Origin of the sequence: Tumidithrix elongata BACA0141, from assembly GCF_036349135.1 — a bacterium.
Lineage (GTDB): Bacteria > Cyanobacteriota > Cyanobacteriia > Pseudanabaenales > Pseudanabaenaceae > Tumidithrix > Tumidithrix elongata.
Window position 1 is genome coordinate 1 of record NZ_JAZBJZ010000134.1, and the last position, 13943, is coordinate 13943.

Below are 13943 nucleotides of genomic sequence, written 5' to 3' on the forward strand. Positions count from 1 at the left end.
ACTCAACGCTGATGCCTTTTCTAATGCTCTCAATCTTTTGTCCTGTACTTAGAAATAACCCCTAAAAAATAATGCTTCTTACTTCTGACCCGTCAACAGAAAATCCTGTCTCTGCCGATCGCGTGATCTCTGTGCGGAATTTGAGCAAGCGCTATGGCAACTTTACGGCGGTAAAAGGGATTGATTTTGAGGTTCGGCAAGGCGAGATTTTTGGCCTGATTGGCCCCGACGGTGCGGGAAAGACCACTACTTTTCACATCTTGGGCGGTGTGATGGAATCCTCTGCTGGTGAGGCTTTGGTCTTGGGGCAGGCTCCGCGCACGGCTAGATTGAATATTGGCTATCTGACACAACAGTTCTCTCTCTATTTAGACCTAAGCATCGACGAAAATTTACATTACAGCGCAGGTCTACGCCAAGTTCCCACCGACCAATTCGAGCAACGGCGCGATAAATATCTGCGATTGATGAGTTTAGAAAGAATTGGCGATCGCTTAGCAGGTCAGCTATCTGGCGGCATGAAACAGAAACTAGCCCTCTGTTGTGCCTTGGTGTCGCAACCCCGACTTTTACTATTAGACGAACCCACGACAGGCGTAGATCCCGTCTCGCGGCGGGAGTTTTGGGACGTGCTAGCCGCCCTTGCCGATGATGGCATGACGATTGTGGTGGCAACACCCTACCTAGACGAAGCGGAACGTTGTAACCGCATTGCCTTAATGTATGAAGGACAAATTAGCGAAATCGGTACGTTGTCGCAATTACGCGCCAATCTTGGATTGCAAAGATTAGAAGTGCGTACCCCTTCCCTTGCTGCCGCCGAGGAAGTACTGCTAGAAACCGCTCGCGGACGTTCTAGTATTGCTGACGTGCAGACCTTTGGCGATCGCTTAGATGTTCTGATTGAGAATGCGGAAAAAGATGAGAAAGCTGTTCGACAGGCATTTTACGAAAGCAATGTCCCCATTGATAGCATTCAAGCCAGCGAAGCTACGCTCGAAAACGTCTTTGTGACCCGACTACGCCAGCAGGGTTCCGATCCCTTGTTTCTTCCCTTCCCCCGTTCTAAACCTCAAAACTCAACCCTCGGTCAGACTGCGAATGTAGCGATCGGGGCGGAAAATCTGCAAAAGACCTTTGGTAAGTTCCGCGCTGTCAAAGGAGTCAACCTAGAAATTCGCTATGGAGAAATTTACGGACTCTTAGGTGCAAATGGAGCGGGGAAGACCACGACGATTAAAATGTTGTGCGGTTTGCTAGAAGCCACCAGTGGCAAAATGACCTTGGCAGGACAGAGCCAAAATCTGCGCAGTAGTGCCCTGCGCAAGCGCATCGGTTATATGAGCCAAAAATTTACGCTCTATGACGATCTGAGCATTCTCCAAAATCTGGAATTCTACTGCGGTGTTTATGAAGTGCCACAACACCTGCGCCAACAAAAAATCTCGTGGGTTTTAGAAACCTGCGGTCTGATTGGCAGGGAAAATATGATGACTGGGAAACTCCCAGGAGGTTGGAAACAAAGGGTTTCCTTTGGGGCTTCAGTGATGCACGAACCAGAGATTCTGTTTTTAGACGAACCTACCTCTGGAGTCGATCCGCTAGCAAGGCGGCAGTTTTGGCGAACGATTAATGATTTTGCCCGTCAGGGAACGGCAATTCTCGTGACCACACACTATTTAGAGGAGGCGGAGCAATGCAATCGCATGGGATTTATGGTGGCAGGTGAAGTGGTATTGCAGGGTTCGCCTAGCGAGGTTAAAGCGGCTCAACCAGGTCAGTTAATCGAACTGAGGGTCGATCGCAACCAGCAAGCGGCAAATTTACTCAAAACTATTCTCGAACCTTGGCGCGTCTCAATCTTTGGCGATCGCCTTCATATCGTGCTCGACAATCCCAATATCGAACTGCCCCAGATGCGATCGCACCTCGAAGCCAACCAGATTCAACTCTTTAGCGATCGACCCGTTCCTTTCTCTCTAGAAGACGCTTTTATCGGAACTGTCCAACGTACTGAAGCAGGAACATCCCATCAATCCGAATAATTTCTTAGATCGAATTATCTCCATGAAAAGAATTCTCTCTCAATGCAGTAAGGAACTATCGCAATTTCGGCGCGATCGCTTGACCTTAGCCTTGGCATTTTTACTACCTGTGGCGACACTGTTTATTTTTGGCTTTGCAATTCGTCTAGAAGCCAAGAATATTCCCCTCGTAATTCAGGACTACGATCGCAGTCAACTCAGTCAGCGCTACACGCAAAAGCTGTTTGCAACCAATCAATTTGTTTTTGTACCTTGGTCGGTCGATACTTCTGTAGAGGTGGCGTTGGATCGGTCGATCGCGAAAGCGGGTGTAATTATTCCCCCCAATTTTAGTCGCCACATTACCGCAGGGAAAGTCGGAGATGTGCAAATTCTTGTGGATGGAACGGATTCTAATAATGCCAGAGTAATTAAGAACAGCATCAAAGCCACAACCAATGACTTTCTCCAAGCTGAAGGCTTAACTCCAACCGACAGTTCAGTTACAACCCGATCGCGTCTGTGGTTTAATCCAGGCAGGCAGGAGTCGCTTTATATCGTGCCGGGGGTCTATGCCGTGGTGTTGTGGATTTTTCCCTCTCTGCTGGCGGCGATCGCCATGGTCAGAGAAAAGGAGCGACAGACGATTTTGCAAGTTTATGCCTCTAGTATGAGTTCGACCGAACTGATTTTAGGCAAAGGGTTTGCCTATCTGATTATTAGCCTAGGTATTGCGATCTTGGTGATGGGGCTGGGTGCAATCGTGTTTGGATTGCGCTTTGCGGGCGATCCAACTCCTTTACTGGTGGCAACACCGATCTACCTATGGGCAAGTGTGATGTTTGGTTTGATGTTAGGAACCCGCACGAACAACCAAAATGCTGCGGTGCAGGGAGTTTCCCTTGTTGGCTTTTTAACCTCTTTACTACTGTCGGGCTTTATCTATCCTTTAAGCAATATCCCTTTCCCGCTTTCGCTGTTGCCGAATATTATTCCTGCCCGTTACTTTATTGAGATTACGCGCGATGCCTATGTACGAGGCACAGGCTGGGTTGGCGTCTGGTTTGCCGAAATTGCGATTTTAGCGATCGGAATGTTCTTTTTTAATGTGGCACGACGAGTTTTAAGCAGAATGCAGTTATCAGATTGAGAAGTTAAAACGATGTTTACATGGTTCTTTGCAAGTCGGTTTTGGGCATTGGTGCGAAAGGAAATTAACCAAATTTTGCGGAATAAGCAGTTAATTATTTTGCTGGTATTTCCGCCGACGGTTCAATTACTAATTTATGGGTTTGCGCTCAATCCTGACGTGCATTACCTCAAGATGGGTGTTGTGGACTACGCGAGATCGCAAGAGAGTCGAGAACTAATTGCCGCATTTACCGAAAATCGCATTTTTACCCTAGAGAAAACCCTAGCCAGCGAAAAGGAACTGGGGCAGCAGGTGGAGGAGGGTAAGCTCACGGTTGGCGTCGTCATTCCGCCAGAATTTAATCGCGATCTTGTCAAGGGAAAACCCTCTGAAATTCAGATTTTGATTGATGGAGTCGATGCCAATACGGCTGGGATTGCTAACGGTTATGCCAACCAGATCGTGCGTCAATATAGCTTAAATTTGGCAGGAAAGTCTTTCACGCCTCCTATCGATACCCATGTTACATTTCTCTATAATCCCGGACTGACAAGCAGTTGGTTCTTTGTCCCCGGTGTGATTGGTCTAGTACTGACCCTGATTGGCTCGATTGTTTCTTCGATTACCCTCGTGCGCGAAAAGGATACGGGTACGTTGGAACAACTTCTCATGACTCCCGCCGAGCCTTGGGAGATTTTGCTATCTAAAATCGTGCCTCTATTCGTACTGCTGATGGGCGATGTATTCCTAGCTTTGAGCTTAGGACGTTTTGTATTTGGAATTCCCTTTCAAGGTAGCTTCTTGCTATTCCTAATTCTTTCAGGACTCTATTTATTTGTGGGCATTGGTGTAGGGATTATGCTGGCTACAGTCTGTCAGTCTCAACAGCAGGTAGTGTTGACCACCTTTTTTATTAACCTACCAATGGTGCAGCTTTCAGGCGCGATCGCACCGATCGAAACCATGCCTGAATTTTTTTACTATCTCTCGTGGTTCAATCCTTTGCGTCATTACGTGGCGATCGTGCGCGGCATTCTATTAAAAGGTGTGGGTTTGGAAGCTCTGTGGATGCATGCGATCTCGCTAGCTGTCTTTGCCGTAGTTCTACTCACCATTAGCGCCCGACAGTTCCGCAGTCAGTTAAGTTAACCAGTTAAGTTAAATTGAATGAAATCGCCGCGATCGGAATTGACTAAGGTGATAACAACAATTCAGGTTTTTTTGACTCGATCCGATCGATAGGAATATCGGAAACAAGCGTACATTTGATTTTTTCAGAGGATGTAGCAACCTGTGAGGCAAGCATCATCGCCGATCGCTCTTGTCTTGCCGTGCGATCGGAAGGATTTGCCTCTAACCATTGGCTGTAAGCATCAAAAGCATCATACCAGTAGTAATAATGTGCGTAGATTCTGGCTTTTTCTAGATTGGAAGATGCTTGGCGAATAGCTCGCGTTACTTCTGCATTCTGCTCTAACCGCACAAATGAATTAATATTTATCTCATTATTATAAGGAAGTTCAAGCCGTACTTGCCATCGCATATCTGTACCCATTGGTAAACCAGGAGCATCATCGGGCAAAGTAAATTTAAGTAGCCCTAGCTTTTTGGAATTACCAACAACACGATAGGCTATTTTTGATTGGACAGTGCTTCCCTCGCGCAGAAAAAAGATGGCACGGTAACTTTTTGCTTGAGAACCTTCCAAGTTTTCAACATATAAATAAAACGTTGGCTTGCTCGATAAAGTCCGCCCTCCATCCTCAGGGGCGATCGCGTTACCAATAATTGTTGTCGGGCAACGGCTGATGCCTCTGGACACTTGAAAAAAATCTAAGCCTAAGCCAAAGGGGGATGTGGGAGGTTTAGCGATCGCGGGTGAAGCGATGATCGCAATGCTTAGCCAAAAGGTTATGCAGGTGGCACTCGCAACCAAGCTGTATTTGGGATACTTGGTACATAATTGAGGCTGTAGCATAACGGCAATGACTTTAAGATATTTTCAGAGTAGCAAGAGCAACAAGCTATATGTTAAGTATGCCCCAAAGTTCTAGGCAAAAATTTTCTCCTTTAATTTTTATCTGGAGTCAGTGTAGTTGGGCAGTTTTATATATAGACTTTTTAACAAGTTAAAGGCTAAACGCTGAGGAGAAAGTTCATTTATGAGACAAGTTAATTTTCTGGTAATTTTTATTGTTGTCTTAGCGCTCGTTTTATTCGCGCTAGAAAACACTAGCCCCGCTCCAATTCAGATTGTCCCAAATGTAAAAGTAGAAGCGCCGATCGCCGTAGAACTGATTTTGTCTATGGGACTTGGGGCTGTCTTAGCTTGGCTATTTAGCGTTTGGTCGAGCTTGCAAAGTTTAATGGAACTAAGCAACAAGAATCTCCAAATTCAAAATCTGCAAGAAACCGTCAGTACGCTCAATGCCGAAATCGACGAACGCAAACGTTTGGTGTCTGCCTCTGCCATTGATGTCGAAGTAGAGGATAAACCCAGACAGATCGAAGCATCGAAGTAATCATTTCATTGACAGTTGACAGTTGACAGTTGACAGTTGTCGGTTGACAGTTGTCGGTTGACAGTTGTCGGTTGACAGTTGACAGTTGTCGGTTGACAGTTGACAGTTGTCGGTTATCCAAACAAGCCAAGCGCTAATTGCTAAAATCTAATTGCTAAGTACTAACAGCCAATTATTTCTCGGTCTTGCAAATACCTGAGTTTATAGTAAGGTATTAGCTTCTAGCGTAGAAACCTGATGACACAGTCTCTTACAGAGTCAGTTACAAAAGAAGCGATCGCACTACTGATTGATTTAGCAGAACGGGGAGAAATTGACCCTTGGGATGTTCAAGTCATCGACATTATCGATCGCTTTTTGTCGCGACTGATTGCAGACGATCGACGCGATCTGTACGAATCTGGGCAGGCATTGCTCTACGCTTCCATGTTGGTGCTTTTGAAGGCAAACACCCTGTCTCAATCGCAAATGGCCTATGACGAAGCCCCCAATGATGCAGATGCTGAGGCAGATTGGCTAGCTGAGGATGCTGCTGGGATTTCACTAGCAAGATTGCCGAGTAATCTTGAAGATCATATCCGTCGTCGCACGGTGGCACCCCCACCTCAAGCTCGGCGCATTACCCTAGACGAGCTGATCGCGCAAATTGAGGCGATCGCTCTCCTCGTCGAACAAAAATCAGGGAAGTCCCCCAACAACCGTTTGCGTCAAACCAAGGTGGCGCGTAAAGCTGCCATGCGGGCGATCACGCAGTTAGCACATAAAGAAAATCTCACCGAAATTATCATCGAGATTGAGAACTACTTTATGCTGCACACCAACACGGCGATCGAGATTTCCGATCTAGCCGCAATTTTTAACGACCGCGTCGGTGTATTTTGGGGCTTACTGTTTTTATCAGCACAGTCTAAAGTAGAACTATTCCAAGCTGATTTTTATGGCAAGATTCAAATCAAGCCCCTAACCAGCAACCAAATTCAGGAGGTTTCTTGAGCTTTTCCCCCTTTGGTCACAATCCCAAACTTAGAATCTTTCTCTTCACTACGGCTTGCAGCATCCTCATGTATGCAAATGTGGTTGTAGCGCAAAATCGCCCCAACACTTACAAACCCATTCCCCTAGAAGGGAATGAAGTCACAGATATTCTCACCGATAAAGATATTCCCACAGGGCAAAAGGGATTTGCACGGGACTATGTGATTCAAGCAGCAAAAGACGATCGCCTAGAAATTTCATTAACGTCCGACGCCTTTGATACAGTGGTGACGTTACTCGGTAAAGATGGTGATGTGATCGCCGAGAATGATGATGCTGCCAGCGACACCACCAATTCTTTGTTGTTTGTCAAAATCCGAAAGGCTGGAACCTATGTGGTGCGCGTACAATCTTTTGGCGGCAGTAGTGGGGGTAAATTTACCCTGCGTGTCACGAAGCTAAGACCTGTGAATTAGCGCTTAGCAATCTGTGATTGGTCGATTAGAATTCTATATCGATATCGATTGCCGTTTGCTCGAAACTGACTTTGGAGTTTGGGACTGTTTCTGGAATATTTGCTTGAGCGCTAATCGTTGTCACCTTTTGTTCGGCGGTTTCTAGATAGGTGCGGCATTGCTTTGCCAAATTCATCCCCTCTTGGTATAGCTTCAACATTTCCGCGATCGCCACATCGCCGCGATCGAGCAGATCGACAATTTCTTCAAGGCGTTGGACTTGTTGTTCAAAGGACTTGGGCATTGTTAAGGGAGAAGGTATTTGGTAATTGGGAACGACTAAAAGCTAATCGCTATTTTCTTTTGGAATTACTCGTTCAATTTTGGCATGGGCGATTTCAGTATGACGGACAATTTCGATGCGATCGCAGTTTGTTAGAGATTCATGGGCAGCGATCGCGCGATCTTGGTGGCGTAACAGGGCAAAGCCACGCTGTAATGGCGCTAAGGGGTGTAAAGAATGCAGATGGGCTGCGATCGCTTCGAGTTGGGTCTTGGCTTGACGGAGATTGCGCGTCATGGCTTTTTGCATCAAGCTCTCAGTTTCGTCAATTTGCTGCTGATAGGTTTTAATCTGGCTGGTTATATTCTGAAAGCCGTAGCTATTTGTGAGTATGTGGATTTTCTGGCGATATTGTTGCAGGCTCGCATTCACATTGGCGGTTAGCTGCTGTTGATAGCCAGCAATCTGTTGTAAGAGTTCGGCGCGATCGCATTGGGTCACCAATTCAGCCGCCCCTGTGGGGGTTGCCGCCCGTACATCTGCGACAAAATCCGCGATCGTGAAATCGGTTTCATGCCCCACAGCCGACACAATCGGAATCGCTGACGCGTAAATAGCCTCGGCGACTTCTAGGCTATTAAATGCCCAGAGATCCTCTAAGGAGCCACCACCGCGCCCCACAATGATGACATCCAGATCGAGCTGGTTAAGCCGCCTAATTGCCGCCGCCACTTCCACAGGAGCCGTGTCGCCTTGCACAGTAGCCGCACAGACATAGACATGGCAGTGAGGCGATCGCCGTTTTAATGTACTGAGAATATCTTGAATGGCTGCGCCTGTGGGGGAAGTCACCACGCCGATGTTGAGCGGCAGCAATGGCAAGGGCTGCTTGATTTCTGGGTTAAAAAAGCCCCGCGCTTGTAAATTCCGTTTGAGCGCCTCAAATGCCAGATATAGATCGCCTTGACCCGCAGCCACCATGCTGTCACAATCAATTTGATATTTCCCCCTAGTTGGGTAAATCGTGAGTTTCCCGCCCACAACTACTCTCATCCCATCGGTAGGGATAAATGCTAAAGGCTTACTGCTCCACATCACGCAGTCAATCAGGGCAGCGTCATCCTTGAGGGCAAAATAACGATGTCCTGAGTAAGCCGTCTTAAAACCTGAAATCTCCCCTGTAACCCTGACTTCACCAATGCCTTCTTTGAGCAATTGGGCGATAGCTTGGGTGATGGCAGAAACGCTAACAGCTCCGTCAATGGTTTTACTCATCGAACTCATTATGAAACATTTGTAATGAAATTGGAGCCATCAAAGAGTTTCAAGTGCAAATATCTCTGTGGATTCAGAGAAATCTACAAAGCCACATTTTTTCTTAGTTGCCTTCTTAGAATTAAAGTGTACTTACTTAAAATCACAAACAGACTCTTTTTTTAATGGACAAAATTTCTCAGGGAATATTGGATTGGTACCGAGGGTGAGTTTAGTCAGATTAGTCAAACTAGCAAGAGGCGTAACATCTGTGATTTTATTTACTTCGAGGTAGAGTTCAGTAAGTTTAGTCAAACGGGCGAGAGGCTTAACATCACTAATTTGATTTTCGACGAGTCCAAGTACAGTCAAGTTAGTCAAACTAGCAAGAGGTCTAATATCACTAATGCTATTTGAGGAGAGACCAAGATTAGTTAGATTAGTCAAACTAGCAAGAGGAGTTACGTCAATGATTCCATTTCTGGAGATATCAAGAGTGGTCAGATTAGTCAAACTAGCAAGAGGCGCAACATCAGTGATTTGTTTGGAAGTGAGATTGAGTTCAAGAAGACTCTTAAGTTTTGATTCAGCTAACTTACAATCTTGTGTGCCAGATTGTTCCAATAGTGCTTCAATTGTCTTTTTCGCACTTACTGGTTGATAGCCTCTGCTATCACTAATCTTTACCATCTTTTCTGTAAGGGAATCTTTTTCCTTGCACCATTCTTCAAAGCTCTTTCTGCCAGTCTTAGCTGGCTCTGAGCTTTGATTATTAACTGATTGTGTACCTTGACAAGATACGAGAACTGTAGCGAGGGAGAGAAGACTAAAGGCTAGAGATAATTTCATATTAATTCTAGTTTTCTTGCAACATTAGCACTCTACCAAGGATTTGTGTTGCCTGCTTACAAGATGACTCTATCTAAGCAACAATTCTCAATAAATGTATTAGTTAGCTCTTATAGACCTAACCCAATTGCTCCATTGCCTGACGGAAGTGAATTGGCAAGACGCAATCAAGATTTTCATGGGGGCGGGGAATTACGGTAGAAGACAGGAATAAGGATTTGTCCTTGTCACTGAGTTTTGCAATCTTATGGGCAGCTTCAACGCCTGCGGCTACTGCAATTTTCACCTCTGATACTGGCCCGCGCACAATGATTGTGAGCCGCGCACCACTAACTTTCTCGTAGCCAACCAACGTGACGTTTGCAGCTTTTACCATGACATCAGCTACAGATAGTGCAGGGGGATGCCCCAACACTTCAACCATACCAACGGCGACTCCCATGAATGCTCTCCAAAAATTATGTTGTCAGTGACTACCCAGTCAACCATCATAAATCTGAAAGGGTCTGAAATGTTAATGTTCAGCCTTGATTTATGTTTTTATGCATTCAAAGCAATGGGCTAAGCTATATGATAGACCTTTGCGTATTCAATCTCGATTTCACCTCATAAGTTTATGTACACCTCGATCAAGATCGTTTGGGCAGTCATTGCCGCCTCTCTAATTTTTTTAGTCCTGTTGCATAGTCCCAAAGGGGACGGCTTGGGAGGCATTGGTGGTCAAGCACAGTTGTTTTCTAGCACCAAGAGTGCTGAGACTACACTCAATCGAGTGACATGGGCGCTGACGGTACTGTTTTTAGCCTTGACCGTAATTTTAAGCGGTGGCTGGATCTCGCCTGCCAGTATTGCAAACCCAGCAGTTGTACCAGGAAACTCTGCTAAACCCACAAAAGCAAATCCTGCTGCCACGACTGCACCTGCGATTCCTGTGCCTCAGACTTTACCTAGCGAAACCCCTAGCGAAACTCCAAGTGCCGCACCAACTACAAAGCCTAGCGAAACCCCTAGCGAAAAGTAGTCTTAATTTCGATCGGCTTGCTGATTTGAACAGGCTAGTTTGAATAGGCTAGTTTGAATAGGCTAGTTTGAATAGGCTAGTTTAAACCAGCGATCGCACTGCCATCAAGCGGTCAAATTCAATCAATTTAGCGCGTGTTTGAGAAGTCAGACTTCTGCCCCCCTAGCCCCCCAATTCTGGGGAGAACCAGATTAAAGTTGCCCAGAATTGGAGGATTTAGGGGTCGAGAAACACAGGTTTTTGTCAAAAAATCATTTTTGTGTACTTCTCAACTACTTTCTTAACGCTCATTCACGTTTAGCTTAAAAGTAGAAAGCCTATCTAACGTAACTTGAAGGAATGTGAAAGATTCTTTATAAAAGGCGAGGTAAATATGTTGAGTCGTTACAAAATCGACATATAGTACCCAATCCTTTCTAAGATCGTTTTTATAGAAATCTGAAGTTAGGGAACGAGTAAACCTATGCAGGATGGTTTCTCATTCTCTAAAAAGACGATTTCAGCGCAGATTTACAAAAGGCAGATGCGTTATGAACGATCGACAAGTTTTAGATACCCGCAATATTGCTCTGGTCGGGCCTTATCTAAGTGGCAAAACGACCCTTCTCGAAAGCTTTCTATCGGTTACGGGTGCAATTACACGTAAAGGCAAGGTAACGGACAAAAATACGGTTGGAGACAGTTCGGCAGAAGCGCGCGATCGCGCCATGAGTGTAGAGGTAAATGTTGCGAGTACGGAATATCAAGGCATTCGATTTAATTTTATCGATTGTCCCGGCTCGGTGGAATTTCTCCAAGAAACCTACAACGCGCTTATGGGCGTGGATACGGCGATCGTGGTCTGCGAACCTTCCAGCGATCGCGTCAATACCCTGTCGCCCCTACTCAAATTTTTAGACGATTGGGAGATTCCCCACATTATTTTTGTCAACAAGATGGATCGGGCTTGCTCTGGCGATGCCTGTCACGCCCCTGCGTTTCGGACGCTCTTACAAGCGCTCAAAGCCGTCTCGAAACGCCCCCTCGTACCGCAGCAATATCCGATTAGCTTGGGTTCTGAACTGACAGGTTTTATCGATCTAGTCACCGAAGAAGCCTACCAATATCGCGCCAATGCTGCACCCAATCGCATTGCTTTACCCAAAGAATTAGCAGAACTGGAAAAGGCGGAACGGGAAAAGATGCTGGAAGCACTGGCGAATTTTGACGATCGCCTCTTAGAAGAACTTCTCGAAGAAATCAATCCACCCCAAGAGGAGGTGATCGAAGATATTCAGAAGGAATTGAGTGCCGACCAAATTGTGCCTGTCTTTTTTGGGATTGCCGATCAAGATTATGGCGTGCGTCCCCTGCTCAAAGCTTTGCTGGTCGAAGCTCCGCAACCCGAAGTGACGATCGCCCATCGCCAACAACTTGCCATTTATGCCAAAGAAGGTTATGCCAAAGAGGGAGTGGAAACTTCTATTGCCCAAGTTCTAAAAACCTACTACACGCCCCAAGGTGGCAAACTTTCGCTGGTGCGTCTGTGGTTGGGGAAACTCACCGATGGCATCGTGCTGAATGGCATTCGGATTGGTGGTCTCTATCGCCTGATGGGCGGACAACAGCAGCCCGTATCTGAAGTTTACGCTGGGGATATTGTCGCGATCGCGCGGATGGAAGGCATCAAAACAGGAGATGCCCTCACCTCTGTGCCGAATGCGATCGATCCCCTGCCGATCGCGATCGCTTCGCCCCCTGTGTTTGCTTGGGCGATCGCGCCCGAAAAACGTAGCGATGAAGTCAAGCTCAGTGCCACCCTCAATAAACTCTGCGAAGAAGATCCCGCCCTGCGCTGGGAGCAACATCTGGAAACTCACGAGGTCGTGCTGTGGGGACAGGGTGAAATCCATTTGCAAGTTGCGATTGATCGGATGCGCCGCAAATACAATCTGGCAATGACAAAGAGCGTTCCTCAAGTTCTTTATAAAGAAACGATTCGCAAAGCTACTTCTTCGCACGGACGATATAAGCATCAATCTGGCGGTCACGGGCAGTTTGGTGATGTCTATCTCAACATTCACCCCCTCGCACGCGGCGAAGGCTTTAAGTTCTCTGAAACCATTGTGGGTGGCGCAGTCCCGCGCCAATATATTCCAGGGGTGGAGACAGGTGTGCGCGAATATCTGAGTAAAGGTTCGCTAGGCTTCCCGATTGTGGATATTGCTGTAACCCTCACCAATGGTTCCTATCATTCTGTGGATAGTTCCGAACAAGCCTTTAAACAGGCGGCAAGATTGGCGATGCAGGAAGGAATGAAGCAATGCGAACCGACCTTACTGGAACCGATCGCGCTGGTGGAGATTTCCATTCCCAATGAATATACGTCGAGCGTGTTGCGATTGGTGAGTGGCAGACGCGGACAGATTCTCGGCTATGATGCCAAGGATAGCTGGCAAAATTGGGATACGGTGTCGGCATATATTCCCGAAGCGGAAATGCAGACGCTTATTTTGGAACTGCGATCGCTAACCATGGGCGTTGGCTTTTTTAACGCCACCTTCGATCGCTTGCAAGAAGTCCCCGAAAAGTTAGCCAGTGCGATCGTTGGCTCTTAATGGAAAAGCGATTTCAATTCTCATCTCCAAATAGTTCGGCGAAGTCAAACTCTTGCTGAGCTATTTGGAGCCAGATTGGGCTAGAGTCGGTAGACAAATAACTTTTCTTCGTGCTGCGACTCAAGTGCTTTAGCCTCATCGTTTGTCGCATTTGAAGGATAAATGGGGAATTGGATGGCTTTTAAATGTTTGTAATTGCAGGCATACAAGTAAGAGAAGTAAAGATGAAATTATTGAGAATAGTTCAAGATTTAGATTTGTTAAGTGCGGTAGAAAGATTTAGAGTTACACGGTAATTTCAGTATTCTATCCTAGTTATACTGCAACTGCGGTAGAACTATAAGTTACGCAATCAGTAAACATTATGAGTTTTTTAGAGGAGTCGTGGGTAGAGAGAGAAGAAATTCAATATAAAAAAATATTCGGCTTAATTGGAAAGGGCATTTATCCACTCAGTTTTGAATTATTTGAAAATCAATTTGGCACAGAAAGTGTTGATCCTACTTGGTTGCACTATGGTGTATTCGTGTATCCTCCAACTGAAAAAAGAAATTCATGGGTCTACGTTACATCTGGAATGTCGAATCCCTGGGGAGCGGAAGAGAAAATGGATTTTTCGGGTCTTGGTGTTGAATTTCTAATGGAAACTCTCGAAGAGATCTCGTGGGGAATTTCCGTGCTCCAAAGTTTAATGGCTTATAATATTTTGCTTTCGGTAGGTCGGTTTGGCGATCGAGAATTGTTAAATTATGGAGACAGAGTTCCATTGGCAATTCAACCGCCAATTCAAGGATGAAATGCAACGCCTAGAGATCTTTGCGTAAAGGGACT

At 46.0% G+C, this 13943-nt stretch carries 14 protein-coding genes; 9 read left to right on the top strand and 5 right to left on the bottom strand.

Going from position 1 to position 13943, the window contains the following annotated elements; all coding sequences use genetic code 11:
- Nucleotides 1-71 precede the first annotated feature (71 nt).
- Genes V2H45_RS22245 through V2H45_RS22255 form a run of 3 tightly spaced genes read left to right on the top strand, consistent with a single transcriptional unit; the run spans nucleotide 72 to nucleotide 4305 of the window.
- The gene (locus V2H45_RS22245; protein ID WP_330485882.1) at nucleotides 72-2045 is read left to right on the top strand and encodes an ATP-binding cassette domain-containing protein; all 1974 of its coding nucleotides are present in this window, start codon (nucleotides 72-74) and stop codon (nucleotides 2043-2045) included.
- A gap of 22 nt (nucleotides 2046-2067) precedes the next feature.
- Complete coding sequence (locus tag V2H45_RS22250; RefSeq protein ID WP_330485883.1) at nucleotides 2068-3174, top strand: ABC transporter permease; 1107 nt, start codon at nucleotides 2068-2070, stop codon at nucleotides 3172-3174.
- A 12-nt stretch (nucleotides 3175-3186) separates the two neighbouring features.
- Nucleotides 3187-4305: an ABC transporter permease gene (locus V2H45_RS22255; RefSeq protein ID WP_330485884.1), complete on the top strand. Its 1119-nt coding sequence runs from the start codon at nucleotides 3187-3189 to the stop codon at nucleotides 4303-4305.
- 43 nt (nucleotides 4306-4348) lie between these two features.
- On the opposite strand, the gene V2H45_RS22260 is transcribed toward V2H45_RS22255, so the two are convergent.
- Nucleotides 4349-5134, bottom strand: a complete 786-nt coding sequence (locus tag V2H45_RS22260) for a DUF928 domain-containing protein (protein ID WP_330485885.1) — start codon at nucleotides 5132-5134, stop codon at nucleotides 4349-4351.
- 184 nt (nucleotides 5135-5318) lie between these two features.
- Here V2H45_RS22260 and V2H45_RS22265 point away from each other — a divergent pair, with 184 nt between their 5' ends.
- From V2H45_RS22265 to V2H45_RS22275, 3 genes are all read left to right on the top strand, one after another.
- Nucleotides 5319-5678: a LapA family protein gene (locus V2H45_RS22265; protein ID WP_330485886.1), complete on the top strand. Its 360-nt coding sequence runs from the start codon at nucleotides 5319-5321 to the stop codon at nucleotides 5676-5678.
- 237 nt (nucleotides 5679-5915) lie between these two features.
- On the top strand, nucleotides 5916-6671 hold the full coding sequence (locus V2H45_RS22270; RefSeq protein ID WP_330485887.1) for a ScpA family protein: 756 nt from the start codon (nucleotides 5916-5918) through the stop codon (nucleotides 6669-6671).
- Entirely contained in the window at nucleotides 6668-7129 is a 462-nt protein-coding gene (locus V2H45_RS22275; RefSeq protein ID WP_330485888.1) for a PPC domain-containing protein, read from the top strand. Before V2H45_RS22270 ends, V2H45_RS22275 begins: the two co-directional genes overlap by 4 nt.
- A 25-nt stretch (nucleotides 7130-7154) precedes the next feature.
- Here V2H45_RS22275 and xseB read toward each other — a convergent pair whose 3' ends face one another.
- The 4 genes from xseB to V2H45_RS22295 all read right to left on the bottom strand — a co-directional run bounded on the left by xseB (nucleotide 7155) and on the right by V2H45_RS22295 (nucleotide 9936).
- A complete protein-coding gene (gene xseB / locus V2H45_RS22280; protein ID WP_330485889.1) occupies nucleotides 7155-7412 on the bottom strand; it encodes an exodeoxyribonuclease VII small subunit in 258 nt (85 codons plus the stop codon).
- 42 nt (nucleotides 7413-7454) lie between these two features.
- The gene (gene xseA / locus V2H45_RS22285) at nucleotides 7455-8666 is read right to left on the bottom strand and encodes an exodeoxyribonuclease VII large subunit (RefSeq protein ID WP_330485890.1); all 1212 of its coding nucleotides are present in this window, start codon (nucleotides 8664-8666) and stop codon (nucleotides 7455-7457) included.
- 132 nt (nucleotides 8667-8798) lie between these two features.
- The gene (locus tag V2H45_RS22290) at nucleotides 8799-9494 is read right to left on the bottom strand and encodes a leucine-rich repeat domain-containing protein (RefSeq protein WP_330485891.1); all 696 of its coding nucleotides are present in this window, start codon (nucleotides 9492-9494) and stop codon (nucleotides 8799-8801) included.
- Between the two features lie 118 nt (nucleotides 9495-9612).
- Nucleotides 9613-9936: a carbon dioxide-concentrating mechanism protein CcmK gene (locus V2H45_RS22295; RefSeq protein ID WP_330485892.1), complete on the bottom strand. Its 324-nt coding sequence runs from the start codon at nucleotides 9934-9936 to the stop codon at nucleotides 9613-9615.
- Between the two features lie 174 nt (nucleotides 9937-10110).
- Between V2H45_RS22295 and secG the strand changes: the two genes are divergently transcribed.
- The 3 genes from secG to V2H45_RS22310 all read left to right on the top strand — a co-directional run bounded on the left by secG (nucleotide 10111) and on the right by V2H45_RS22310 (nucleotide 13908).
- A complete protein-coding gene (gene secG / locus V2H45_RS22300) occupies nucleotides 10111-10515 on the top strand; it encodes a preprotein translocase subunit SecG (RefSeq protein ID WP_330485893.1) in 405 nt (134 codons plus the stop codon).
- 530 nt (nucleotides 10516-11045) lie between these two features.
- A complete protein-coding gene (locus V2H45_RS22305; protein WP_330485894.1) occupies nucleotides 11046-13112 on the top strand; it encodes an elongation factor G in 2067 nt (688 codons plus the stop codon).
- A 364-nt stretch (nucleotides 13113-13476) separates the two neighbouring features.
- The gene (locus V2H45_RS22310) at nucleotides 13477-13908 is read left to right on the top strand and encodes a suppressor of fused domain protein (protein ID WP_330485895.1); all 432 of its coding nucleotides are present in this window, start codon (nucleotides 13477-13479) and stop codon (nucleotides 13906-13908) included.
- Nucleotides 13909-13943 lie beyond the last annotated feature (35 nt).